Here is a 21,083-nt window from a genome sequence, read left to right as displayed (position 1 = left end):
CATGCCCCTAACCAAGCCCAACCAAGAACTCCGCCGCGACCTCCAGGGCCTGGCCTCTGACCTGAAATGGTCGGCAGTCGAGCTGATGCGGATTGCGGTACGCCTGAGCGAGGCCGGGAACGAACCAGACGCCCAGGCCGTGATCAGGATCTGCCAGGTAATGCAGGCTGGGGAGGATCGGTTGGTGGGGTATGGGGATGAGGTGAAGGTGGGGCGGATTGCGTGTACGAAAAGTGACCCCGCAAGCTATGGGGGCTGTGGATAGGGCATGGTGTATATTGTGGCGGCACGGGCATGCCGCCTTCAATGAATACATCATAAATTAATAAATAATTAAGTTTTTACTGAGCGCATAACAATGGATGGATCCACAGGGTTTGTTCCAAGGGAGTTTTCTGGTACAACCAAAATCACTGACAGAGGCATACGAAATCACTTTAGCAAGTCAGTATCCCCTTGGAGACCCCTGGCTGAGCTAATTTGGAACGGGTTCGATGCGAAAGCTAAGCATGTGTCCGTCAACATTGATACAAACAACCTTGGCGGCGTTGAGTCCATCACTATTCTAGATGATGGTCACGGAATTGATGTCGAAGGTAGCGACTCTAGCTTCTTTAACTTTCGTGACTCGAAAAAAAAGAGATCACATGACGTTCATGGTGAAAAAGGTATCGGGCGCCTATATTTTCATAAAATATGCAACCGCGCTGATTGGTACACAAAATCTGCCGGGACAGATGCAAAACTTACTGTTCATAGCGCCGCACTGGACAAGGTTGAAGCCTCCACAATTCCGTCAGGCAGCCAACATGCATTACTTTCAAATTTAGTCTCGGGAACTTGTGTAGAGCTGACTAGGTTCTCTGAGCCATACCTGAGTCCCGAAAACATCGTCAAATGTCTGTCTCTTGAATTTGGCTGGTACTTAGCAATTAACCCTAGCAAAACCATAACTTTGAATGGAGCAAAGATCCTTCCTCCAGATCATAGCTCAGCAACAACCTCGCTAAACATTGATGGTCAGCTTTTTGAGGTAAAGCTGATTCATTGGGCAGACAAGCCTACTTCGGGAAAGTCATACATTTACTACACCTCCTCCAAAGACAAAGTCGTAGACTACGCCCTCAGCAGCCTCAACCAAAAACCAGGCTATCATACAACTCTCGCAGCGCGCTCAGCTTGGTTTGACGCATCCGAAGTCGATAATGATAGCCTAAACCTGTCGTTTGGCACATTGACACAGACCAAGATATGGAAATCTCTGCAAAAGCAAATTAGTGACTTCGGCCAAGAACACTATAAGAAATTTCTTGTCAGCAAAGCCGACGAGCAGCTAGAACAACTCGAGATTGATGGCGAGCTGCCCAGCTTTGAAGGTGCAAGCAAAGGATATGCAGAGTGGCGATTAGGCCACCTCAAAAATATACTTCGAGTCATTCTAATATCCGACCCAAAAGTATTTAAAGATAGTAATAAAAAACAGAGAAAACTTGTAATAAGATTATTGGACAGGCTCGCCATCTCCAATGAGAATGATGCCATATTCGAGGTTCTCGAAAGCGTACTCGACTTGGATGATTCCTCTATGCGCGTTTTTTCTGATCAAATTAGAACAGCAAAACTGAACAACATCGTTAGCACCATCGAAAAACTTCAGCACCGTGAAGACGCTATATCTAGAATTTCTGAGATCATGCTACACCACTACAAGGACGTTCTTGAAACCCCTGACCTACAGGGTGTAATTGAGGCGAATACGTGGCTCTTTGGAAGCCAATACGAAACCATTGGCGCAGAAGAAACTACCTTTACTAAAATTGCTCAGAATTTACGAGATAAAGTAAAAGGAATCGACCACGTCTCCGAAGATGATGTTGAAGATGGTGCAACTGTAGCCGGGGCAAATCGACAAACAGATCTTTTTCTGGTTAGGCGCAGCATGCAGCATGACTCAATAAACAATCAGCCTTATTTCAAATGTGTGATCATTGAAATCAAGCGCCCCAGCATTGCGCTCAATAAAAACCACCTGCGACAAATTGATGATTACGCAGGAATATTGGCTAAGCATCCGAGCTACCAGGGAATTCAAACCAGATACGAAATAATCCTGCTCGGCCGTAAAATCTCGGCAGTTGATTACGACATTGGAGAAAGACTTGAGCAGCTAGCAGACAGAAACGACCCCGGACTGGTTGGAGCTGGTTTAATCAAAAAGTATGTGAAGACGTGGCAGTCCATCGTCGAAGAGTTTCGTTTGTCGAATCATTATTTACTCAACACACTCCAGAGTCAGCGCGATGTGTTAGAGGAGTCCAAGGCTGAGTTGCTCACCAATCTGCAAGCTGGTGCCCACTGATTCTTGTGCTTAACCCAGCACCAGGATTCTTGTTTCTGCCCTGCCGGCCTCGGCGGGCTTTTTCATGCCTTCACGCTTTTTTCACGCCCTACCCTGCACAGTCAAGGCTCATCCGATCTCCCTACGTTAGCCCGCATAGCAGTGCGGGCTTTTCTTTGGCTGCGTGATGGCTCAGGGCCAGAATGGTAGGATGGCAATTTCTCAGGAAGAGCTCAGATGCGTAAATACCTGTCCGCCTCCCTTTTCGCCGCGACCCTTTGGTCAGGCCTGGCCCTCGCGGAGCCTACCTACATCGAAAAGATGACCGGCCTCCCTGCCATTTGTAGCCTTGACGCCATGCACGAAGAAACAAAGGTCTGGGCTGCTGCAAAAAAATATGGGGAAGGCAGTAAGCGCTGGTCAGAAGCATTCCATCGCCGCCTGGAGGTGGTTAGGACCTGCGTAGATGATGCCAAAGATAAGGGAAAGGCTTTATATAAGGCCGAGGTTGATCGCCTTCCATCCATGAAGGCGGAGCTGGTTAGCATGTACGTGTCGTGGCTCACGTACCTCGACCATCTCATTGACGACGACCGCGAAGCCTATGAGCGCAAGTATGAGCTTTCCGCGAATCAGCTGAAGGCTCAAATCGACTCGATGTAGTCCTCCATTGCTCCGAAGAGCCCCTAGCGCGGGCTTTTCTTTGCCTATGTTTTGCAGATGGCCGCAGGAGCTGTCTGCGGCCGTCGCCAAGCTTGCCTATAGTCAGGCGCGGATCACCTCAAGGCGATCCCGGCCGGCCGGTGTGATGGCGTTCTCCCCTTCATCGCTAATGCGATACCGTCCGGACACCATCTTGGTTATTGAGAATCGGACCAGCCCGCTTTGGGATAAGGCTTCGCCAGCTTCAAAGCTCATCGCCTGCTCCAAGTCGAAGATTTTGATTTCTCCGATTTTGTAGCGGGCGAAGGCTACCAGGGCGTTATCCAATTCTTGTTGGCTGATCTTTCGAGCGACTTCCATTCGACCTCCCAGGTCATGAGAGCCCCGGTCCGTGGGATTGGAGGCAACGAACCGAGTGGTTTGTTGAAGGCGGACCGTACTACGCCACCACAGATGTCGCTACTGGCTTTCCATCCATGCTGGATGGGTGGGCAGGCCATAGATTCCATCTGCTAGAAAGGCGCCTCCTCCTCTACCCTTTCCTCCTCCCAATCCCTCTCCACGACCATGTCGTCTCGATCGTCTGCGCTCTGCGGTTCCCACCGAATGGTCACGCTCTCGTCGTCGTTGAACGTCAGATCCAGCTCTGGCGTTTCGGCCAGCAGCCCCATTACCTCCTCCCACTCCATGTCTCCATCCGTGTCCAGGCGATGGATCGTCACCCAGCGCTGAGCCTGCGCGATCGGGTGATTGATCATCGACGAAACCCGCAGGCCCAGGCGTTCTAGCCCGGTCATTTCCTGGCGCGCCTGCGGCACCGACTTCTTCTGCTTGGCCATTCATTCCTCCGTAAACTGTACATACATCCAGTAATGGGCAGAGCATACATCACGCCTTGTGAAAGGTGAACACGCTTCGCTTGGAAGAATTCCAACACGGCCTCGAAAAAATAAATCACATTTCGTGTTGACATAAAAAACACATTGCGTGATATTTGCCCCAACACGCAGTCACTCACGAGGGGCTGCAGAGGCCCTCAAGCCTCACCGCTCTTTAACATTGATGGGAACCTCGCGGATCGATCCCGGCAACGGCACAGCGCGAGCAATAAATTCGATCCCCATGCCAGCTCTGGAACTGGCCAGCTCGAAGCCATGCGGCGCGCTCCCTCACTGAAAGCGTCAAGCGGGCCAAGGGTTGCGCTGCAAACGCTCCCTGTCGGGATGCCCTCAGAACGGGCGTCGGTGCCTGGCACAGCGCGAGCAGCGAGGAAACACAGATTTCACTGGCTGGCCTTGGCGACAGGGCCAGACGGGAAATCAACGAATCAACCGAGGTGAGATCATCAGGCTGCGCAATCCTCGGTGACGCGCAGCTGCACGGCCCGCCGGGCTCTGGTGCATGACAGCCGGAAAGACGGCCCGATGCCCTGCTCCCCATCGCAGGCTGCATCGGAGTGTGATCTGAGTACCGTCCCCCAGCGCGAGAGCAATGGGCGGCAAACGTCATGCAGATCACACCCCGATGCAGAGAAGCGCCCAGCTCAGGGCGCGGTTACCGAAGCACCTGTGGACGTCCCTTCCCTCGCACTGAGGGTAAACGAATTGCGCCGCTGGATGGGTCCACGCCAAGCCAGCTGCCGGGGTAGCGCCCGGCCTCTGCATCCCCTTCCCTTCACATACGACCGCATCGGCAGGCGCCAGGCCACCTTTCACGGTGGGTTTGGTCACCCGCGCCTGGCTCCTGGCCAATGCGGTTGGCTACCGAGGTTTCCAACATGAGCAACGACACAGGCGGGCCGGCTTTCCCGGTCTCATACGACCACGACACCTTCCAGCCATCTCATGTCGACGAGGCCAAGCAGCTCATGTCTGGCATGACCCTGCTCGACTATTTCGCAGCTAAGGCGCTTGTCGGCCTTCTGTCTTGGCCTGGCGACGAGGGAAGCGGCAGCTATCACTCAAACAGCGACCCGGCTCATACCGCAAGCATGGCTTACGATTACGGCAAGGCCATGCTCGCCGCCCGGGTGAAGCCATGAGCGAATTCGGGTACTTCGAAGGCGAGACCTGCGCTCGCGACGGTTGCGAGGGCTCCATCGAGATCGAGCCAGTAAAGGATTGCAGCTGCCACATCGCTGCACCCTGCTGGAATCACGAGCACGCCGACATGCACTGCCCTGATTGCGGTTGGCGTGCGGCCGATGACCCTCTCTGCGTCCGTGAGATCGAATCCATCAGCTTGGGTGCCCCTCTTCCCTGCATCCAGACAAAACCGCGCGTGCTTGATCCGACCAAGATCGACTGGGTGGCCAAGCTTCACACAGCAAGCTCGATGATCAAGGAAGGCGTCTTCCCTGTTGGCACCACCGCCAAGGAAGTCGAGGACAAGGTGCGCGGCACCTTCGGCGGACGCTTCGAGCGATTCGACGCGGAAAAAGGCCTCTTCAAGTACATCGCATACACCGACTGAACCCACCACCTGGAGGCGACTATGGGCGCACTTCGAGCAGCACAGTTTGAGTACGACAACCGGATGCCGCCGGCGGTGAGCGAAGTTGCCGACGCGGAATCCACTTGGATCGACGACGGCATCGCTGAGCTGATGGCGCGCCGGGACGTAGTGTTTCAGCGTCGGATGCGCCCGAAGCAGGGCGTCACCTATGAGCGCTTCGCCCAGGCGGTGGATGAGTTCGTGATGGGCCAGCTGGGCCTGAACGGCATCAGCAACTCTGTATTGGGCCGCCTGGTTCTGGCGGCGCGCTGCAAAGTGACCAGCGACGCAGCAGCGGCAGCTGACGAGATCATGAGCGTGGCCAACCCTGAGTCGGCGCTGGAAGAGATCGCCCGGCAGCTGCTCACCCCCTTCGCCAAAGAAGGAGTACTGGCCCAGGCCGAGGAGGCGCAATGAGCCCTCACAGCTTGGCAGTCAGCGCAATCGAGGCCGCAATCGAAACGATGCTTCTGCCGGGCTCTGGCCCGGTGGAGGACGCCAAGGCCGAAACCCTGGTGGTCGCCTACTTCTCCCTCTTGGCCATCGACTCCAACGAGTTCAAACACTACTGCGAGCGCATCCGGCGTATTGCCGAGCGGCGCAAGGAGGCTGCATGACAACGCCTATCGTGAAGACTCTCATCGACGAGCAGATCGCTGAACTGCCCGAAGCTCAGGCCATGCCGGCCGACCGGGTGCTGATGCTGTTCAAGGGGCCGACATTCGCCGCCGCAGTGAATGAGGCGGCGCTGGCCAGCATCGAGAACCCGCAGGCTTGGAAGTGCCGGGCCTGCATCTGCGGGGAGTGGACGGTCGGGTATGAGGTGCGGGCATGAGCGAAGTGACCATGCTCATCGACATCGACTTCATCCGCCAGGGATCGGTGCGCGAGGCGCTCACCATCAACGTCGTGACTACGGGTGAAATGCCGACCGACCAATCTCTGGTCGAGATAATTTCGAAAGAGGTCAAACAGCACCTGTCGAAATATCCATGGGAGTCTCCCAATTGACCGGCCCCCAGCGAGCCAGCCGCTTCCCCACCTGGCGCGGCTCCTTCATCGCCCTCACCTTCTGCACCGGCTGGCTCCTCCTCAGCGCACTGGCCGGCACCATCACTTCCTGAATTCACACCCGGCGCACGGCGGGCCTCCGGGATAACCGTACCCGTTCGGGAGCGTAAGCGGCGAGAGCGCGCAACCATCCACCGCAGCCAGGGCCTGGAGCGTACCTCCAATCTGGGTGACCTGGCATTTCCCTATCCCAACTGACGGCGCCGGCCTGGCGCGAGGTTTTCTAATGTCCACTACCAACATGAGCATCTGGGAGAAGGTCCAAACGACCGACACCCGATTCACCAAGGACGCCAAGGTCGGCGGCCAGCAGATCACTAGCCTGAACGGCACCGCGATGATCATGAAGGCCACCGAGGTTTTCGGTCCGGCTGGCATCGGCTTTGGCTGGAACGTGGTTGAAGAGCGCTTCGACAAGGGCGCCGAGATGTTCAGCGGCGAAGGCGATAAGCGCGTCAGCCTCGGCTTCGAGCTGAACCACACGATCAAGATCAAGTTCTGGTTCGTTCTGGACGGCCAGCGCGGCGAGATCGAGCAGTACGGCTGCACCCAGTATCTCTACAAGTCGAAGTACGGCACCACCACCGACGGCGAGGCGCCGAAGAAGTCGCTGACCGATGCCATCAAGAAGGCCCTGTCCATGCTCGGCTTCAGCGCTGACGTGTTCCTGGGCATGTTCGACGATGTGAACTACGTGCAGCAGCTGCAGGCCGAGCAGGCGATCGAACAGGCCGAAGACCGCCAGGCCGAGATTGAACGCCAGCAACAGGAGCGCCTGGACTTCATCAAGGAAACGATCGAGACCATGCAGAAGGCGGTAACGCCGCATGAGCGCAAGAAAATCCACGACCACGCCGTGCGCAAGCTCGTCGGCCGCAAGGACGAGAAAGGAGCCGCACGGATCTCCCTTGAACTGAAGAAACTCGAAGCCGGCAAGCCGCAGGAGGCCGCAGCATGACCCAGCTCTACGCACTCACCGGCCAGATGGCCGAACTGGCAGCCATGTGTGACACCGACGACGAAGGCCTCAAGCAGGCCATTCAGGACACCATGGCCGGCATCCAGGGCGAATTCGAGGTGAAGGCCGACAACATCGTCATGCTGCGTCGGAACATCGAGGGTGACATCGGTGCGATCGACGCTGAAATCGAGCGCCTGAGCGAGCTAAAGCGCATCAAGGCCAACAGCGTGACCGCGATCACCGACTACCTACGCCGCAACATGGACGCAGCCAACATCAAGTCGATCAAGCGCCCGCTGTTCACCATCAGCCTCGTTGCCGGTAAGGAAAAGGTGATCGTCGACAACGAACAGGCGGTGCCGGACGACCTGACATCAGTGCAGACCAAGATCGCGCCGGACAAGAACGCCATCGCCGCAAAGCTCAAGGCCGATCGCGAGCACAACGAAGCCGTCCGCAAGCGCATGGCCGCCGGCGAAGACTGCGAACACGAACTGATACCTGAGCCAGCCTGGGCGCATTTGGAGCGCGGCGAGAGCTCAATCCGCATCAAGTGAGGTAAGTATGAACCCATCAATCGACCTGGAGGCCGCAACAGCGGCCTTCTTTGCCTCTGGTGGCCAACTCGTCGTCCTTGAAGGCTTCACCTATCGACCGCTGCCCCCGCGCAAGCATCCCGATACGCAGCCAAAGCCAGCCGCTAAGGCTAGGCCCAAGAAGCCTACCCCAGCCCCGCGAAAGGAGAAGGTGAAGGCCCGAGTTGCAACGGTGGCCGAGATGGCGAAGACCATGACCTGTCAGCAGGTTCACGAGGCGACCGGCATTTCCAAGCAGGCCCTATTCCGGGCCGCCCGCGAAGGCAACTTTGTTTTCCGTCGAGCCGAGAGGAAAAAGTCAGCCAACAGCAAACGGGACGCCCAGCGCCAGATCCAGCGGAACCTGAAGCGGATCGAGGAACTGAAGGTGGTCCAGAAAATATGCGCGCTGCGCGATACCGGCCTGCACCGTGCCCAGGTGGCCGAGCAGCTCGACCTGAATTACGGAACGCTGGTGAAGATCATCGAGCGCAACAGTATCGACTTCCCGCGGGTACGCATCAGGAAATGAAAAGACTCAACAACCTGGTCCGCCAGCGCCGGCGGCAAGAACAGTTCCACCTGCCGCCCAGCGGCCTACAGGAGCACAGACATGCAGAAAGCACCCTCTGGAGTGGTTACCCTGCCGGCCTGGATGAATCGGCCGGTCAAGAAGCTGTACAACACCCGCAGCGGCGGCCAGTACCGGCCTGATGATGTGGCCCTGGCCTTCGCGCTGAGCCTTCGCATGCACGACAGCGCCGACCACCTGCGCAGACTGGCCCGGCGCCTGGTCGACAAAGTCTGCCTGGAGCATCAGCCGAACATGAAGCGCCTGGCACGCGAGCCGGACGATGCCAAGGTGTTCGACGCTGCCCTCAAGATCATCAACCGGGTATGCGACCTGCTCGACATCGGAACGGGCGCCACCTTCGTGCGCAATGGAGGCGACGATGGCTCTGACGCAGCAGCAGCGTGACGAGAAGCGCCGGGCAAAGGCCGAGCGCCTACAGGAAGAAGACCTGCGCTTGAAGGTTCGACCAGGGACTAAACAGGCCCTGCTTGAGCTGATGGAGTGGGCTGGGATCGAGGAACAGGGCGAGGCGATGACGCTGATGATTCATCACCTGCATGGACTTGGCCCGGGTGGAGCACTACCACTGCTGGAACCTCCGCGCCACGAAATCACGGTGTCACCGGCTGTGGCGCGGAAGCTTGAGAATTTCCGGGCCCGAGAGGCCTTACGGCTTCACCACGACTGATTCTATATCGCGCTCTCTGATGAAGTCGTCGGCATGAGCATTCATGATCCTTCTGGCTTCTGCTTCGTCAGTGGTATGTATGCTGTACTCAGCCTCTACATTAACCTTTGGGGGCACAACCGTTTTCCCGTAAAGACCGATCCACGCGACAACCGGCGAACCGGCATGCTGTGCGCCGAAAGTGATCCTGACCTTAGGATCTGTCTCTGGATAATCGTACGAATCCCAGTAGTTCAATTGCCTCTCCTTGACCCGGCCCCATGCCGGTCACCCGTAATACCCCATCCCAAACCAAATTGCCACCATGCCAAATTTCAGCGAATCGGCATCGGCTTTCCCTGATAGCGGCGGACTGACAAAGCGTTGCCGACTGCACCCGGAGGACAGCTGGCGGGCAGCATGCGAATCCTACCCTTTTCATTGAATGCACCAGACTCAATCAAAGAGCGGAGGCCAGCCTCATCGATACCGATGTAGTTGAGGTTGTTATCCGTCTCAAGCGTATAGCTGTATTGACCCGCCTTCTTGCCGCGGGTGAGCTTGTACGGATGACAGACCAAGCCGGCCTTATTTACGCCTACTACATCCTCTAGCAATTCAGCCATGTCTCTCTTCCTCACTGGGTGGAGAGGTCTAATTACCCCATTCATTCCTAATTTGCCACTATGCCGCATCCGGCCACGGAGGGCGGCGCATGCATGGAGAAAGCCATGACCCAGTTCTACCTGCAGGACAGCCGAAGCCATGTCGGTGACGGCATGATGTTCTGGGCCAAGGAAGGTCGCGGCTACGTGACCAACCTGGACCAGGCCGAGCTGTTCACCTTCGAGGAGGCATGCCGCCACCGTGACACCGATATCCCCTGGCCGAAGGATTACATCGACGCCAGGGCGCACTACGGAGTCGACTGCCAGCTGATGGAGGAAGACAGGCGCATCGCGGGCCTGCAGGCCGGCGCCCGCGTCTACGTGCACGTGCCAGGTGACTGGAATGGGAACGACGTCTACTGGGTCAGCGAGCAACGCGGAAAGGTGACCGAGAATCTGCAGCAGGCCATCTGCATGGATCTGGAAAACGCCCAGTTCACTTATGCCAACCACGCCGGCCAAGGCACGCGAGTATTCTGGCCGGCAGCCTACATCGAGGAGATCCGCCGACGCCTGGTACATCGCCAGAACGTCGACCACAAGCTGGCCCTGCGGGTGGCAGGCGTGAAGATGCCCAGGCCGCCCAAGGTCGCCAAGCGCCGCCAGCCGATGCTCAATTGCTGCGGCTGCGGACGCTTCATCAGCTGGGACGGGCGATACCTCAACGACTGCCAGAACTGCGGCGCGAACAACTGCCCCTGAACCACCCGCGCTGCCCGCCAGCGCCTTCCCCTATTCAACGATAACGCCTCCCCGGCGAGGGCGGGGCCTGCAATGGAGAAACACAGCGCCCTCTCAAGGACCTAACTTCCTAGCACGAACTACTATAAGCCCGATTGCAAGCCTTAATTTTATCCCTGTTGCCACTCAGGCCACAGCTCGTAAACGGCTTCCCACATGGGGAATTCGAGCTCCACATAGATCCTTGACCATACATCGAGCGCAGCGGTGTACACATCTGTGTCCAGATGCTCTACATCGCCATCAACGATTTTCACTCTGTAACCACAGGAATACTCATCTTCAAATCGCACAACGTGAGTAGACACCTCTGGCCGATTATGAGCGAGCGAAACATGCTTCACAGCTGTACCAATTTGACGACAGAGAGCGATAGCGGGAGAGAGGCGTTGGATGGCCTTGGAAAAGTCTCCAATGGCCTTAAATTTCGGCACCTTTAAATAAAGGGCTAATTGCTCTTTCATCTCCTCATCACTGAACTGCCAGATCCAATCATGCATATGCCAAGCAGTTATTGCGCAATTCATTGACTTGTATACCCGGCCAGCAGGGTTGCTATCCCGATGAGTAATGGCTTCCGCGATCTCCCAACTGAGCTTTGACAGCCAAGCAATGGGGTGACCGGACTGCATCATTTTTGAAAGATCAATCCTTCCGTGCGTTTGATCTGCTTTCGCTTCCTTGTTCATTCCGATCTCGAGAACAGAGTTAGTCGGATACCAATACCCCACATCAACAAATCACGCCAGCCCGGCGAGGGCGGCGCCTGCACGCAAGGACCACAACATGACCCAGCAGCACCGCATCCTAGTGGGCGACTGCATCGAGATGATGCGGACGCTGCCGGATCAATCCGTGCACACCTGCATCACCAGCCCGCCCTACTTCGGACTGCGCGACTACGGGGTCAACGGCCAGATCGGGCTGGAGCCCTCTCCGCGCGAATTCATCGACAACCTAGTCGCCGTGTTCCGGGAGGTCCGGCGGGTGCTGCGCGATGACGGCACGCTGTGGGTGAATCTGGGCGACAGCTACGCCGGCAGTTGGGGCGCGCACGGCCGGGATGATATGGGGCTGGGCGGTCAGTCGCTCAGTGCTCGGCAGGTGGCGGCAAGCGCCAGAAAGCTCAAGAAGCCCAACCACAGTGGTTTCAAGCCCAAGGATCTGATGGGCCTACCCTGGCGCCTGGCGATCGCGGTGCAGGACGATGGCTGGTACCTGCGTCAGGACATCATCTGGCACAAGCCGAATCCCATGCCCGAGTCGATCAAGGACAGGTGCACCAAGGCCCATGAGTACCTCTTCCTGATGAGCAAGAGTCCGCGCTACTACTTCGACCAAGACGCCATCCGAGAACCTGCCCGCGCCCAATCTGCACCGGATGGAGCCAGCAGGCGCAACAGCTTCGCCAGGGAAACGAAGTACACCGAAGGCGAACACGGTCAGACCGCCCAGCACCGCGCCGGACGCGATGACATCGACTATGACGAGACGCGGAACAAGCGCAGCGTCTGGACGGTGGCTACCGCCAGATTCAAGGGCGCGCACTTTGCCACCTTCCCCCCGGACCTAATTCGCCCTTGCGTTCTGGCCGGATCACCCCGCGGCGGCATGGTGCTCGACCCTTTCGGCGGCGCCGGCACCACCGCGCTCGTGGCCATGCAGGAAGGCCGGCAATCGGTCATCTGCGAGCTGAACCCCGAATATGCCGCCCTCGCCCGCCAGCGCCTGGACACAGCCTGGATCGAAGGCGCCGCGCAAATGGACTTCCTGCTGGACCAATCGCCAGCTGCTTGAATCTGAGGATCACATGACAACAGCAATCGACCTGTTCGCCGGCCCCCTCGGACGGAGCGCCGGCGCCGCTAGTAGAGGGACTTAGTCCTTGCTGACCTTATCAATAATCGAATCGAATTCGATGATTTGGACGAATGGGGCCAACTCACTGCTGATAGAGCCTGAGTTGCCAATGACCGTTACGTGCACCCCTTCATTCTCGACCAAATGCTGGATGACTTCACTGAAGTCACCATCACCGGCTACCAAATAGAGGCGATCCCATTTCTCTTTGTTGAAAGACCTCATCAAATGGAACGCCAGTCCAACATCAACCGCTTTCTGAGCTTTAGTCACATACTGCTCACCCGACTCAGGGTGAACAATGCGGCCTCCACCCATATGGGTTGGCCATTCATGATGCTTTGTCTGAAGCCAATACAGCTTCACTCGAATCCCAGCACCGCGCGGCGGCGCAGAGCGCAGGAAGCTGTGGAAGCCATTCTGTGCTGCGCTTGGAGGGTCGTTATCGCAGTTGAAATAGTAGGCATCCCCAAGCTGCTCCCCAGCTTCCTCTTCGATGAACTTTCGAAACTTGAGGTAATCCATCTTGGCGCCGTCAGCGACGGTTGCCCAAGCTTTAATGGCGTAACCGCCGTCTACAAAAAGTGCTGAACCCATTTCAAAACGCTCCCTGTGTGGATATCCGAGCAGGAGACGCTAGCAAAACGACATCACTGATGTCCACGGGAAATACTTCCGCGACCGCAGCGAGACGCGCAGCACACCTGAGCGAGCCTGAGTCACCTGTAACCCCTCTCCCCTCTATTCACTGCCGCGATATGGCGGCCAAGGACGAAGTCATGCCTGAAGAAAAGCAACTGATTCAGCCGGTAGCCATTGAGCGTGATGAGCACGGCTTCTGGACTCACCCTGCGTGGCCATCCACGGAAGAGGAGTTGATTCCCTATGCCTGGTTCTATGATCGCGGCTTGGACGTGAAGCAGGTTGAGTTTGAGTACGACGCGTCCGAAACCCTGCAGGCAGCCTGGTACCACGACGGAACGGCAGATTGCACCAGCTGGAACCCTACGCAACCGGCGGGTGATGGCTGGTTCATCTTCTCCATCCATGACACCGAGGATGGCCCGATCTGCGTGTGGGTTCGCCACAAGGTGCAGCCATGAGACTGAAACAGTATCCGCTCGACATACAGAGCGTCGGCAGCGACACCTACATCGCGATGAGCAAGGGTCACCACGACCTTGAGGCGTTTATGGCTGAAGCCGTGAAGGAGTGCCCGGGCTGGTTCCTGGGTGGGCCGCAGCACAAATGGTGCAAGACGGTGCCGGATCGGTCGGGCGAGTTTGCGCACCGTTACGTGTTCGTCGACGAAGGCACGCCAGGCGCATGGCCTGCGACCTACTGCTGGGAGTTCGGCAAGGACTACAAGCGCTACAACGCCGAGGTGCAGCCATGATCGGCTGGCTAATTGAGGCCCTGACATACGGCGCCATCGGCGCGCTGATCGGCGCCTCATGGATGAACCAATACAAGGTCGAGCAGGCGACGCCTTGCGTTACCCATCACCAGCGCCAGCTCTCCCCGCACGAAACACAACCCGAACCTACACCCGCACTGGCGCCTGGGCGCTGGATTGATGAGAGGTATCAGCTGTGAGCGAGAAGATGCGTGAGCAGTTCGAGGCGTGGCATGCCAGCGTGGTTGTTGGCGAACCGCCTCACGACAAATACAACAACGGCGATTACCGCAACGTGCATGTTCAGCGGTATTGGATTGGCTGGCAGGCCTCTCGCGAAGCCGTGGTCGTTGACCTCCCCAGTGTTGAGGAGAACGGCACCCTTACCAGGGGCGTGATCATTGGGGTTCTCGGCGTGGTCCGCTCGAACATCGAGGCCTTGGGCCTGAAGGTGGCACCATGACCGACCTGATCGAAGTGAGGGTTTCCACCCTCCTTGGCGCACCGCTCGACTGGGCGGTGGCCATGGCCGCGGGGTTCACCATAGATCCGGAATGCCGGACAACCGTATGGCACCGCGACGGTATACCTACCAGCATCAGCATCCGAGGTGCAGCGAAAGGTTTCGGTTACCGCCCATCCACCTGCTGGGCCCAAGGCGGCCAGCTGATCGACAGGCACCGCGGCAGCGCCCAGTACTGCCCAGGCCTGGCTGAGGATGTCAGCTACAGCGGCGGCCCGGAGGGCGCAGGTGTCTGGTGCTACGGCCCCACGGCGCTGGTCGCGTTCTGCCGCGGCTTCGTCAGCTACAAGCTCGGCGATACCGTCCAGGTGCCGAAGGAGCTGATGCCATGTCAGGCCTGATCAGAGTGCAAACCTGCGACCTCTCCGGCAAAGCGCTGCTCTGGGCCGTTGAACTGGTGGACGGTCCGGTGCCGGCGGCGGCAGGCCAGCTGCAACTGTCACTGGGCGACCAGGTCATCGACGACGCAACCGGCGAGCACCTGATCCAGAAGCATGGCATGTGGATCGAGCGCGGGTACAGCTGGCCTTGGCTGGCCTGCGTGTCGGGTCACCCTCTCGACCGCCAGCCCGGCGATACACGGGCAGAAGCTGCAGCCCGTGCTGTGGTTCACCACGCCCGTGGCGAAACGATCACAGTCCCGAAGGAGCTCTGCCCATGAACCTGATCGACTGCTACGTCACGAAGATCCTCGGCGAGCCGTACCGCAAGTTCGGCGCCTGGTGGGTCGACGTCGAATACAACAGCTGGGGCCGCACCAGCAAAACCCAGCTCATGTTCCGCACCGAGGAAGCCGCCCCCGCGGCACAGGTCGGGCACAAATTCACGGCCTGACCGTCTATATAAAGGAGACACCTATGAATACAGCTTTCTTGCTGATGGCCCAGTACAACGGCCAGGCCATCATCCCAATCGACCTGGTCTGCAAGGACTACTTCGACATCACCCCCACCAAGCTCAAGGCCAAGGTGGCCCGCGGCGAAATCAACCTGCCCCTGGTCTGGATGGAGCCAAGTCAGAAAGGCGCCCGAGGCGTACACCTGACCGACCTGGCTGCCTACATCGACAACCAGCGCGAGAAGGCCAAGGCTGAGCAGGACAAGCTCATGGGTCGCGGCCTCAGGCGTGTCTCTTGACCCTCTTTTGGGCCTCGATAACGGGGCCCGTTACCACCTCCTCCAGCATCTCCCACCCCTCGTAGGGGTCTCCCTTCCCCCGCAGGTGCGTATAGCGCCGCATCGAGTTCCAATCCCGGTGGCCCGACACGCTGGCCACGCGCGGAATATCCCACCCCTTTTCGAACAAGCGGCTTACGCCATCATGGCGCAGGTCGTGGAAGTGCAGGTCTTCAATCTGCAAGAAGTGACATGCCCTAGTGAACGACGCCGATATCGATCTCGAGTTGTACGGGAACACCTCGTCGGCAACCTTTGGCATGGACTGCAAAATGCGCCATGCCTCGTCGGGCATGTGGCACCACACGTCGTTGCCGTACTTCTGGCCCGGGTTCTTCATGTCGGTGATCAGCGCCGACTGCTCATGGTCATTGAGCGCATCCCAGCGAATCCGCGTGATCTCTTCCTGGCGCCGCGTGGAGAACAGCGCGAAGACCACCACCCGCACCATGTCGATCTCTTGCCGCCTGGCATCGCGCACCTTCTGGAAGTACTTGATCAGCTTTTCCAGTTCATACCTGGTCGGTCGGCGGTTGCGCTCAACGCTTTTGGTCACGGCGCCCAGCTTCTTTAATACGCGCCGGGCGTCAGGCATCGCCAGCGGATCAACCTCATAGCCCCAGGCCGGCCTTGCCACGGACAGGACTGCTCCCAGGTGCGCCAGATCGTTACCGACCGTCTGCGGCTGGATGCCGTCCTTCTCGATCCGGTCCATAGCGTAGTCAACCAGCTTCTGGCTGGTCAGCTGTTGGTCTTCCACCTCGCCAAGCCAGCTTTCACCTATAGCCTTGAGGGTTGCACGCTTGGTCTTACCCAGCGGCCGCAGCTTCTCGTACTCGGCCAGGTACTGGTCAATCATCTGCTTGACAGTCACGCCCTTCCGCTTGGCCTTCTCAATGGCGCCCGGCTCGTACAGTTCGGCCTCACGCTTCCTGATCCAGGCCTGCGCCGTCGCCTTCCGGTCGAACGTCTGGCTTTCCTGATAAACTGCCTTCCCTTCCTTCATGATTCGGATCTGGGCCGTAAAGCCCGAAGACCCGTCCTTGCGCTTGCGCTGCGTGATGGTTCCCATGATTTGCTACACGGCTGGTTGGAGTTGCTACATTGTAGCAACCGCAGTAGCAAAACCAGCAAGAACCGGAATAAAGCGGCAACAACTAGAGATAGAGAAATGCCCCAGAAACAAGCAGAAAACATAGGAACCTCAGGCGATACGGTAGTTAGGAGGTTTTCTGTTGCGCCGATGATGGACTGGACAGACCGCCACTGCCGCTTCTTCCTGCGCCTGCTCTCCAAGCAAACCCTGCTCTACACCGAAATGGTCACCACCGGTGCCCTGCTGCACAACGACGCCCACCGTTTCCTGCGCCACGATGCCTCCGAGCACCCGCTGGCCCTGCAACTGGGCGGTAGCGTACCCGCCGACCTGGCAGCCTGCGCACGCCTGGCCGAGGACGCGGGCTATGACGAGGTCAACCTCAATGTCGGCTGCCCGAGCGACCGGGTGCAGAACAACATGATCGGCGCTTGCCTGATGGCTCACCCGGCGCTGGTGGCCGATTGCGTGAAGGCCATGCGGGATGCGGTGTCGGCACCGGTGACGGTCAAGCACCGTATCGGCATCAATGGCCGCGACAGCTACGCCGAACTGTGCGATTTCGTCGGACAGGTACGTGAGGCTGGGTGCCGGAGTTTTACCGTGCATGCGCGTATCGCGATTCTGGAGGGGCTGTCGCCGAAGGAAAACCGCGAGGTTCCGCCCCTGCGCTATGACATCGCGGCGCAGCTGAAGGCGGACTTCCCGGACCTGGAGATCGTGCTCAATGGCGGGATCAAGACCCTGGCAGAATGCCAGGTACACCTTGAAACCTTCGATGGTGTGATGCTGGGGCGTGAGGCGTATCACAACCCTTACCTGCTGGCCGAGGTGGACCAGCAGCTGTTTGGCAGCGATGGGCCGGTGGTCAGCCGTAGCGAGGCGTTGGCGCAGTTGCGGCCATATATCGTGGCGCATATGGAAAGCGGTGGCGCGATGCACCACGTTACCCGGCATATTCTGGGGCTGGCCCAAGGGTTCAAAGGGGCGCGGCGCTTCCGTCAGTTGCTGTCGGCGGACATTCACAAGGCGGCGCAGCCGCTGGCAGTGTTTGACCAGGCGGTGGAATTGCTGCAAGGCCGGTGATACTACCCGTGCACGCAACCCGGCGGCTCCTACAGACGATCGTGCGAGCTTGAGAATTGCAGTATGTGGAACCTCAAGGCAGCCGGGCACTCGAATCTTCACCTTACGTACGGCCCTTCGTGGGCAAGCCCGCTTCTACAGGCCCTTGAGCGGCTGTCGGGGCTCGGGTAATGTCGAGTAAATGCACAGGACAGAGCACGCCCATGACTTCCAAGCTGGAACAACTGAAGCAGTTCACCACCGTGGTCGCCGACACCGGGGACCTGGACGCCATCACCCGCCTCAAGCCGGTGGATGCCACCACCAACCCGTCCCTGCTGCTAAAGGCCGCCGCCATCCCGGGCTACGCCGACCTGCTCAAGCAGGTGAAGGCCGATGCCAAGGGCGATGTCGACCTGGCCTGCGACAAGTTCGCGGTGGCCGTGGGTTCAGGCATTCTCAAGGTCATTCCGGGGCGTATCTCCACCGAGGTGGATGCTCGCCTGTCGTTCGATGAGCCGGCACTGCTGAACAAGGCCCGCCAGCTGATCGGGCTGTATGAGGCAGCCGGGGTCTCCAAAGACCGCGTGCTGATCAAGCTGGCCTCCACCTGGGAAGGCATCCGTGCTGCCGAGCAGCTGGAGAAGGAAGGCATCCAGACCAACCTCACCCTGCTGTTCTCCTTCGCCCAGGCCCAGGCCTGTGCCGATGCCGGGGTGTTCCTGATTTCGCCATTTGTGGGCCGTATCTACGACTGGTACAAGAAGAGCACCGGCACGGATTACGTGGGCGCCGACGACCCTGGCGTGCAGTCGGTGACGCGCATCTATGACTACTACAAGGCCAATGGCTACAACACGGTGGTCATGGGCGCCAGCTTCCGCAATATCGGCCAGATCGAACAACTGGCCGGCTGTGACCGCCTGACCATCAGCCCTGAACTGTTGCAGCAGTTGAGCGATGACCAGGGTGAACTGCCGCGCGTGCTTAAGCCGGGCAATGCCGGCGAGCCCAAGCAGCAGCTGAATGAAAGCCAGTTCCGCTGGGCAATGAACGAAGATGCCATGGGCACCGAGAAGCTGGCCGAGGGTATTCGCCAGTTTGCGCGGGACCAGGAGAAACTGGAGAAGTTGATGGCTGAAAAAGCCTGACACAAATCGAATTTGCCTGACGGGCGGGAAGTGTTCAGCATTTTCCGCCCGTTTTTGTTTGCTATCGTTTCCGCGCCAGGCTTTAGCATTTTCTTGAATCCAAGGGCCCTTTCGCGGGCAAGCCCGCTCCCACAGGTAAAGTGCGGCCCTTGAGTGCAGTGCCGTACCTGTGGGAGCGGGCTTGCCGGCGAAGGGGTCGACTAGCCTTCAGAGCTGTTGATGACCCCATCCTTGCCCCTTGTACTCACCGGCCCGGTACTGCGCCGCCTGGAACCCCAGCGCCTGGCCATCTGGCTGGTCGCTACCCAACCGCTGCAACCCGAATTCATCTTCCCGGCAAGCGAGGCCAAGGTGGATTGCCAGGTCGTCCCGATCGGCCAGCACGCTTTCATTCACCTGCTGGAAATCCACTTCGCCAACCCCCTGCCCTGCAACCAGCAGCTCGACTACGACCTGCTCATCAACGGCCAGGGCATCGCGGGCTGGGCGCCGCACCTGCTCTACCCCGGCACCCAGCGCCCGAGCCTGGTGCTGCGCGACCGTCTCGATCACTTGCTGCACGGTTCTTGCCGCAAGCCGCACCACCCCGCTGCCGATGGCTTGCTGTGCGCTGACCGCCTGCTGCAGGCCTGCGAGCAGCCTGAAGATCGCCCGGCCGTGCTGCTGATGACCGGCGACCAGGTGTACGCCGACGATGTCGCCGGCCCGATGCTGCGTGGTATCCATAGCCTGATTGAGCGCCTGGGCCTGTTCGACGAGCAGCTGGATGGCGCCGTGGTTGCCGACAGCCAGGCGCTGTACCAGCACCCGGCCAGCTACTACCACCGCGCCGACCTGCTGCCGGCGCAGGAAACCAACGACACCTTGCGCGAGCGGTTTTTTGGCGGCAAGCGCAAGCCGATCTTTTCGTCCAGCAATGCCGACAACCATCTGGTGACCTTCGCCGAGGTCATGGCCATGTACCTGCTGGTGTGGTCACCCGTGCCTTGGCAGCTGGTGGACATGGCGATGCCCAGCGGGCTGACCGACCAGCGCCAGGCCCGTTATCGACAGGAGCTGCCGCTTATCCAGGGGTTTGCCGGGAACCTTGGCCAGGTGGCGCGGGTGATGGCCCACCTGCCCTGCCTGATGATCTTCGACGACCACGACATCACCGACGACTGGAACCTCTCGGCACAGTGGGAAGAAACCGCCTACGGCCACCCCTTCTCGCGGCGGATCATTGGCAACGCACTGCTTGGCTACCTGCTGTGTCAGGCCTGGGGCAACGATCCGGACAGCTGCAAGCCACTGGTCAGGCAATGCCAGGCCTTGTGCAGCCAGGCCCGCGATGAATTGATCGGCGAACTGCTGCGCTTTCAGGGCTGGCAATTCAGCTTGCCGACAAACCCTCCCTTGCTGGTACTGGACACCCGTACCCGCCGCTGGCGCAGCGAAAGCAACCTGGCCAAGCCATCCGGCCTGCTCGACTGGGAAGCACTGAGCGAATTGCAGCAGGCGCTGCTCGACCACCCGTCAGCGGTGATTGTCTCGCCTGCGCCGATTTTTGGCGTGAAGCTGATCGAGACGGTGCAGAAGGTGTTCAGCTGGCTGGGCTACCCGCTTTTGGTGGATGCCGAAAACTGGATGGCCCACCGGGGTGCGGCGCAGGTCATCCTCAACATCTTCCGCCACTCGCGCACGCCGGGGCACTACGTGGTGTTGTCCGGGGATGTGCACTACTCGTTCGTCTATGAAGTGCTGATCCGCCACCGCCAGCGCAGCCCGCATTTGTGGCAGGTGACCAGCAGCGGGATCAAGAACGAGTTCCCCCGGCGCCTGCTGGACGTACTCGACCGGCTCAACCGCTGGCTGTATGCACCGCGCTCCCCGCTGAACTGGTTTACCAAGCGCCGGGAGATGGAAGTGGTGCCGCGTACGCCCAGCCACAGCAAGGCCGGGGAGCGTTTGTGGAACGGTGCGGGGCTGGGGCAGGTGTTCTTTGATGAACAGGGGCGGCCGATACGGGTGTATCAGCTCGATGCGGGTGGGGGTGAGGCTACCGAGTTTACTGGCTGAGTCTCGTC

34 protein-coding genes are annotated in these 21,083 nt (G+C 58.9%); 27 read left to right on the top strand and 7 right to left on the bottom strand.

All coding sequences use genetic code 11. From position 1 onward, the window contains the following. Position 1 precedes the first annotated feature (1 nt). From SB765_RS21915 to SB765_RS21905, 3 genes are all read left to right on the top strand, one after another. Positions 2-265 (top strand): hypothetical protein, encoded by a 264-nt coding sequence (locus tag SB765_RS21915; protein ID WP_410931905.1) that lies wholly within the window; start codon positions 2-4, stop codon positions 263-265. Positions 266-358: 93 nt separating this feature from the next. Beyond that, entirely contained in the window at positions 359-2,359 is a 2,001-nt protein-coding gene (locus SB765_RS21910; protein WP_410931904.1) for an ATP-binding protein, read from the top strand. 216 nt (positions 2,360-2,575) lie between these two features. Continuing rightward, positions 2,576-3,001, top strand: coding sequence for a hypothetical protein (locus SB765_RS21905; protein ID WP_410931903.1), 426 nt, complete (start codon positions 2,576-2,578; stop codon positions 2,999-3,001). Between the two features lie 102 nt (positions 3,002-3,103). Here the strand turns inward: SB765_RS21905 and SB765_RS21900 are convergent, their stop codons facing one another. Together SB765_RS21900 and SB765_RS21895 are read right to left on the bottom strand one after the other, a co-directional pair. Further along, entirely contained in the window at positions 3,104-3,361 is a 258-nt protein-coding gene (locus SB765_RS21900) for a hypothetical protein (protein WP_170029733.1), read from the bottom strand. A gap of 152 nt (positions 3,362-3,513) precedes the next feature. Next, on the bottom strand, positions 3,514-3,840 hold the full coding sequence (locus SB765_RS21895; RefSeq protein WP_410931902.1) for a DUF1654 domain-containing protein: 327 nt from the start codon (positions 3,838-3,840) through the stop codon (positions 3,514-3,516). Positions 3,841-4,778: 938 nt separating this feature from the next. Between SB765_RS21895 and SB765_RS21890 the strand changes: the two genes are divergently transcribed. From SB765_RS21890 to SB765_RS21840, 11 genes are all read left to right on the top strand, one after another. Further along, positions 4,779-5,042 (top strand): hypothetical protein, encoded by a 264-nt coding sequence (locus SB765_RS21890; protein ID WP_410931901.1) that lies wholly within the window; start codon positions 4,779-4,781, stop codon positions 5,040-5,042. Then, the gene (locus SB765_RS21885; protein ID WP_410931900.1) at positions 5,039-5,473 is read left to right on the top strand and encodes a hypothetical protein; all 435 of its coding nucleotides are present in this window, start codon (positions 5,039-5,041) and stop codon (positions 5,471-5,473) included. Before SB765_RS21890 ends, SB765_RS21885 begins: the two co-directional genes overlap by 4 nt. 21 nt (positions 5,474-5,494) lie before the next feature. After that, complete coding sequence (locus SB765_RS21880) at positions 5,495-5,911, top strand: hypothetical protein (protein ID WP_268968436.1); 417 nt, start codon at positions 5,495-5,497, stop codon at positions 5,909-5,911. Continuing rightward, entirely contained in the window at positions 5,908-6,111 is a 204-nt protein-coding gene (locus tag SB765_RS21875; protein WP_060516552.1) for a hypothetical protein, read from the top strand. Before SB765_RS21880 ends, SB765_RS21875 begins: the two co-directional genes overlap by 4 nt. Then, the gene (locus SB765_RS21870; protein WP_346640163.1) at positions 6,108-6,329 is read left to right on the top strand and encodes a hypothetical protein; all 222 of its coding nucleotides are present in this window, start codon (positions 6,108-6,110) and stop codon (positions 6,327-6,329) included. The genes SB765_RS21875 and SB765_RS21870 overlap by 4 nt, the downstream gene beginning before the upstream one ends. Beyond that, the gene (locus tag SB765_RS21865; RefSeq protein WP_268968437.1) at positions 6,326-6,505 is read left to right on the top strand and encodes a hypothetical protein; all 180 of its coding nucleotides are present in this window, start codon (positions 6,326-6,328) and stop codon (positions 6,503-6,505) included. The genes SB765_RS21870 and SB765_RS21865 overlap by 4 nt, the downstream gene beginning before the upstream one ends. Before the next feature lie 286 nt (positions 6,506-6,791). Further along, positions 6,792-7,523 carry a hypothetical protein gene (locus SB765_RS21860; protein WP_410931899.1) on the top strand — a complete coding sequence of 244 codons (732 nt, stop codon included), beginning with the start codon at positions 6,792-6,794 and terminating at the stop codon, positions 7,521-7,523. Further along, on the top strand, positions 7,520-8,083 hold the full coding sequence (locus tag SB765_RS21855; RefSeq protein WP_276217502.1) for a siphovirus Gp157 family protein: 564 nt from the start codon (positions 7,520-7,522) through the stop codon (positions 8,081-8,083). Before SB765_RS21860 ends, SB765_RS21855 begins: the two co-directional genes overlap by 4 nt. Before the next feature lie 7 nt (positions 8,084-8,090). Next, on the top strand, positions 8,091-8,633 hold the full coding sequence (locus tag SB765_RS21850; protein ID WP_410931898.1) for a hypothetical protein: 543 nt from the start codon (positions 8,091-8,093) through the stop codon (positions 8,631-8,633). Positions 8,634-8,714: 81 nt separating this feature from the next. Beyond that, entirely contained in the window at positions 8,715-9,080 is a 366-nt protein-coding gene (locus SB765_RS21845; protein ID WP_410931897.1) for a hypothetical protein, read from the top strand. Beyond that, positions 9,055-9,363 carry a hypothetical protein gene (locus SB765_RS21840; protein WP_410931896.1) on the top strand — a complete coding sequence of 103 codons (309 nt, stop codon included), beginning with the start codon at positions 9,055-9,057 and terminating at the stop codon, positions 9,361-9,363. Before SB765_RS21845 ends, SB765_RS21840 begins: the two co-directional genes overlap by 26 nt. Here the strand turns inward: SB765_RS21840 and SB765_RS21835 are convergent. Continuing rightward, on the bottom strand, positions 9,343-9,600 hold the full coding sequence (locus tag SB765_RS21835; RefSeq protein ID WP_410931895.1) for a hypothetical protein: 258 nt from the start codon (positions 9,598-9,600) through the stop codon (positions 9,343-9,345). The two genes, SB765_RS21840 and SB765_RS21835, sit on opposite strands and share 21 nt — an antisense overlap. 77 nt (positions 9,601-9,677) lie before the next feature. After that, entirely contained in the window at positions 9,678-9,968 is a 291-nt protein-coding gene (locus SB765_RS21830; protein WP_116053470.1) for a hypothetical protein, read from the bottom strand. Between the two features lie 105 nt (positions 9,969-10,073). Between SB765_RS21830 and SB765_RS21825 the strand changes: the two genes are divergently transcribed. Beyond that, positions 10,074-10,712: a hypothetical protein gene (locus tag SB765_RS21825; protein ID WP_410931894.1), complete on the top strand. Its 639-nt coding sequence runs from the start codon at positions 10,074-10,076 to the stop codon at positions 10,710-10,712. Positions 10,713-10,861: 149 nt separating this feature from the next. Here the strand turns inward: SB765_RS21825 and SB765_RS21820 are convergent, their stop codons facing one another. Beyond that, positions 10,862-11,440 (bottom strand): hypothetical protein, encoded by a 579-nt coding sequence (locus SB765_RS21820; RefSeq protein WP_410931893.1) that lies wholly within the window; start codon positions 11,438-11,440, stop codon positions 10,862-10,864. Positions 11,441-11,537: 97 nt separating this feature from the next. Here SB765_RS21820 and SB765_RS21815 point away from each other — a divergent pair, with 97 nt between their 5' ends. After that, positions 11,538-12,548 carry a DNA-methyltransferase gene (locus SB765_RS21815; protein ID WP_410931892.1) on the top strand — a complete coding sequence of 337 codons (1,011 nt, stop codon included), beginning with the start codon at positions 11,538-11,540 and terminating at the stop codon, positions 12,546-12,548. 81 nt (positions 12,549-12,629) lie between these two features. Here SB765_RS21815 and SB765_RS21810 read toward each other — a convergent pair whose 3' ends face one another. Further along, on the bottom strand, positions 12,630-13,208 hold the full coding sequence (locus SB765_RS21810) for an NYN domain-containing protein (protein ID WP_410931891.1): 579 nt from the start codon (positions 13,206-13,208) through the stop codon (positions 12,630-12,632). Between the two features lie 182 nt (positions 13,209-13,390). On the opposite strand from SB765_RS21810, the gene SB765_RS21805 reads away from it, so the two are divergent. From SB765_RS21805 to SB765_RS21770, 8 genes are read left to right on the top strand one after another with little or no spacing between them, the layout of a single operon-like run. Beyond that, positions 13,391-13,714 (top strand): hypothetical protein, encoded by a 324-nt coding sequence (locus tag SB765_RS21805; RefSeq protein ID WP_410931890.1) that lies wholly within the window; start codon positions 13,391-13,393, stop codon positions 13,712-13,714. Beyond that, entirely contained in the window at positions 13,711-14,007 is a 297-nt protein-coding gene (locus SB765_RS21800) for a hypothetical protein (RefSeq protein WP_410931889.1), read from the top strand. The genes SB765_RS21805 and SB765_RS21800 overlap by 4 nt, the downstream gene beginning before the upstream one ends. Then, a complete protein-coding gene (locus SB765_RS21795; protein WP_008099683.1) occupies positions 14,004-14,207 on the top strand; it encodes a hypothetical protein in 204 nt (67 codons plus the stop codon). Before SB765_RS21800 ends, SB765_RS21795 begins: the two co-directional genes overlap by 4 nt. Next, a complete protein-coding gene (locus SB765_RS21790) occupies positions 14,204-14,470 on the top strand; it encodes a hypothetical protein (protein ID WP_410931888.1) in 267 nt (88 codons plus the stop codon). Before SB765_RS21795 ends, SB765_RS21790 begins: the two co-directional genes overlap by 4 nt. Next, a complete protein-coding gene (locus SB765_RS21785; RefSeq protein WP_410931887.1) occupies positions 14,467-14,871 on the top strand; it encodes a phage protein NinX family protein in 405 nt (134 codons plus the stop codon). The genes SB765_RS21790 and SB765_RS21785 overlap by 4 nt, the downstream gene beginning before the upstream one ends. Further along, complete coding sequence (locus tag SB765_RS21780; protein WP_410931886.1) at positions 14,859-15,191, top strand: hypothetical protein; 333 nt, start codon at positions 14,859-14,861, stop codon at positions 15,189-15,191. The genes SB765_RS21785 and SB765_RS21780 overlap by 13 nt, the downstream gene beginning before the upstream one ends. After that, on the top strand, positions 15,188-15,364 hold the full coding sequence (locus SB765_RS21775) for a hypothetical protein (protein ID WP_410931885.1): 177 nt from the start codon (positions 15,188-15,190) through the stop codon (positions 15,362-15,364). The genes SB765_RS21780 and SB765_RS21775 overlap by 4 nt, the downstream gene beginning before the upstream one ends. Positions 15,365-15,387: 23 nt before the next feature. Then, positions 15,388-15,666, top strand: coding sequence for a pyocin activator PrtN family protein (locus SB765_RS21770; protein ID WP_016485670.1), 279 nt, complete (start codon positions 15,388-15,390; stop codon positions 15,664-15,666). On the opposite strand, the gene SB765_RS21765 is transcribed toward SB765_RS21770, so the two are convergent. Continuing rightward, positions 15,650-16,777 (bottom strand): tyrosine-type recombinase/integrase, encoded by a 1,128-nt coding sequence (locus SB765_RS21765; RefSeq protein ID WP_410931884.1) that lies wholly within the window; start codon positions 16,775-16,777, stop codon positions 15,650-15,652. The genes SB765_RS21770 and SB765_RS21765 overlap by 17 nt on opposite strands. A gap of 99 nt (positions 16,778-16,876) precedes the next feature. On the opposite strand from SB765_RS21765, the gene dusA reads away from it, so the two are divergent. The 3 genes from dusA to SB765_RS21750 all read left to right on the top strand — a co-directional run bounded on the left by dusA (position 16,877) and on the right by SB765_RS21750 (position 21,075). After that, complete coding sequence (gene dusA, locus SB765_RS21760) at positions 16,877-17,887, top strand: tRNA dihydrouridine(20/20a) synthase DusA (RefSeq protein ID WP_410931883.1); 1,011 nt, start codon at positions 16,877-16,879, stop codon at positions 17,885-17,887. A 203-nt stretch (positions 17,888-18,090) separates the two neighbouring features. Further along, on the top strand, positions 18,091-19,017 hold the full coding sequence (gene tal, locus SB765_RS21755) for a transaldolase (protein ID WP_410912219.1): 927 nt from the start codon (positions 18,091-18,093) through the stop codon (positions 19,015-19,017). 219 nt (positions 19,018-19,236) lie between these two features. Continuing rightward, positions 19,237-21,075 carry an alkaline phosphatase D family protein gene (locus SB765_RS21750; RefSeq protein WP_410931882.1) on the top strand — a complete coding sequence of 613 codons (1,839 nt, stop codon included), beginning with the start codon at positions 19,237-19,239 and terminating at the stop codon, positions 21,073-21,075. The last annotated feature ends 8 nt before the right edge of the window (positions 21,076-21,083 follow it).

This window comes from Pseudomonas sp. SIMBA_067, from assembly GCF_046534675.1.
Classification (GTDB): Bacteria; Pseudomonadota; Gammaproteobacteria; order Pseudomonadales; family Pseudomonadaceae; genus Aquipseudomonas; species Aquipseudomonas putida.
Note: the sequence above shows the minus strand (reverse complement) of the source record. Positions and strands in the feature narration are given on the sequence as shown.

Bases quoted from the DNA above. Each gene is read 5' to 3' on its own strand.
- SB765_RS21915 (WP_410931905.1), top strand. From the start codon at position 2: ATGCCCCTAACCAAGCCCAACCAAGAACTCCGCCGCGACCTCCAGGGC.
- SB765_RS21910 (WP_410931904.1), top strand. From the start codon at position 359: ATGGATGGATCCACAGGGTTTGTTCCAAGGGAGTTTTCTGGTACAACC.
- SB765_RS21905 (WP_410931903.1), top strand. From the start codon at position 2,576: ATGCGTAAATACCTGTCCGCCTCCCTTTTCGCCGCGACCCTTTGGTCA.
- SB765_RS21900 (WP_170029733.1), bottom strand. From the start codon at position 3,361: ATGGAAGTCGCTCGAAAGATCAGCCAACAAGAATTGGATAACGCCCTG.
- SB765_RS21895 (WP_410931902.1), bottom strand. From the start codon at position 3,840: ATGGCCAAGCAGAAGAAGTCGGTGCCGCAGGCGCGCCAGGAAATGACC.
- SB765_RS21890 (WP_410931901.1), top strand. From the start codon at position 4,779: ATGAGCAACGACACAGGCGGGCCGGCTTTCCCGGTCTCATACGACCAC.
- SB765_RS21885 (WP_410931900.1), top strand. From the start codon at position 5,039: ATGAGCGAATTCGGGTACTTCGAAGGCGAGACCTGCGCTCGCGACGGT.
- SB765_RS21880 (WP_268968436.1), top strand. From the start codon at position 5,495: ATGGGCGCACTTCGAGCAGCACAGTTTGAGTACGACAACCGGATGCCG.
- SB765_RS21875 (WP_060516552.1), top strand. From the start codon at position 5,908: ATGAGCCCTCACAGCTTGGCAGTCAGCGCAATCGAGGCCGCAATCGAA.
- SB765_RS21870 (WP_346640163.1), top strand. From the start codon at position 6,108: ATGACAACGCCTATCGTGAAGACTCTCATCGACGAGCAGATCGCTGAA.
- SB765_RS21865 (WP_268968437.1), top strand. From the start codon at position 6,326: ATGAGCGAAGTGACCATGCTCATCGACATCGACTTCATCCGCCAGGGA.
- SB765_RS21860 (WP_410931899.1), top strand. From the start codon at position 6,792: ATGTCCACTACCAACATGAGCATCTGGGAGAAGGTCCAAACGACCGAC.
- SB765_RS21855 (WP_276217502.1), top strand. From the start codon at position 7,520: ATGACCCAGCTCTACGCACTCACCGGCCAGATGGCCGAACTGGCAGCC.
- SB765_RS21850 (WP_410931898.1), top strand. From the start codon at position 8,091: ATGAACCCATCAATCGACCTGGAGGCCGCAACAGCGGCCTTCTTTGCC.
- SB765_RS21845 (WP_410931897.1), top strand. From the start codon at position 8,715: ATGCAGAAAGCACCCTCTGGAGTGGTTACCCTGCCGGCCTGGATGAAT.
- SB765_RS21840 (WP_410931896.1), top strand. From the start codon at position 9,055: ATGGCTCTGACGCAGCAGCAGCGTGACGAGAAGCGCCGGGCAAAGGCC.
- SB765_RS21830 (WP_116053470.1), bottom strand. From the start codon at position 9,968: ATGGCTGAATTGCTAGAGGATGTAGTAGGCGTAAATAAGGCCGGCTTG.
- SB765_RS21825 (WP_410931894.1), top strand. From the start codon at position 10,074: ATGACCCAGTTCTACCTGCAGGACAGCCGAAGCCATGTCGGTGACGGC.
- SB765_RS21820 (WP_410931893.1), bottom strand. From the start codon at position 11,440: ATGAACAAGGAAGCGAAAGCAGATCAAACGCACGGAAGGATTGATCTT.
- SB765_RS21815 (WP_410931892.1), top strand. From the start codon at position 11,538: ATGACCCAGCAGCACCGCATCCTAGTGGGCGACTGCATCGAGATGATG.
- SB765_RS21810 (WP_410931891.1), bottom strand. From the start codon at position 13,208: ATGGGTTCAGCACTTTTTGTAGACGGCGGTTACGCCATTAAAGCTTGG.
- SB765_RS21805 (WP_410931890.1), top strand. From the start codon at position 13,391: ATGCCTGAAGAAAAGCAACTGATTCAGCCGGTAGCCATTGAGCGTGAT.
- SB765_RS21800 (WP_410931889.1), top strand. From the start codon at position 13,711: ATGAGACTGAAACAGTATCCGCTCGACATACAGAGCGTCGGCAGCGAC.
- SB765_RS21795 (WP_008099683.1), top strand. From the start codon at position 14,004: ATGATCGGCTGGCTAATTGAGGCCCTGACATACGGCGCCATCGGCGCG.
- SB765_RS21785 (WP_410931887.1), top strand. From the start codon at position 14,467: ATGACCGACCTGATCGAAGTGAGGGTTTCCACCCTCCTTGGCGCACCG.
- SB765_RS21780 (WP_410931886.1), top strand. From the start codon at position 14,859: ATGTCAGGCCTGATCAGAGTGCAAACCTGCGACCTCTCCGGCAAAGCG.
- SB765_RS21775 (WP_410931885.1), top strand. From the start codon at position 15,188: ATGAACCTGATCGACTGCTACGTCACGAAGATCCTCGGCGAGCCGTAC.
- SB765_RS21770 (WP_016485670.1), top strand. From the start codon at position 15,388: ATGAATACAGCTTTCTTGCTGATGGCCCAGTACAACGGCCAGGCCATC.
- SB765_RS21765 (WP_410931884.1), bottom strand. From the start codon at position 16,777: ATGGGAACCATCACGCAGCGCAAGCGCAAGGACGGGTCTTCGGGCTTT.
- dusA (WP_410931883.1), top strand. From the start codon at position 16,877: ATGCCCCAGAAACAAGCAGAAAACATAGGAACCTCAGGCGATACGGTA.
- tal (WP_410912219.1), top strand. From the start codon at position 18,091: ATGACTTCCAAGCTGGAACAACTGAAGCAGTTCACCACCGTGGTCGCC.
- SB765_RS21750 (WP_410931882.1), top strand. From the start codon at position 19,237: ATGACCCCATCCTTGCCCCTTGTACTCACCGGCCCGGTACTGCGCCGC.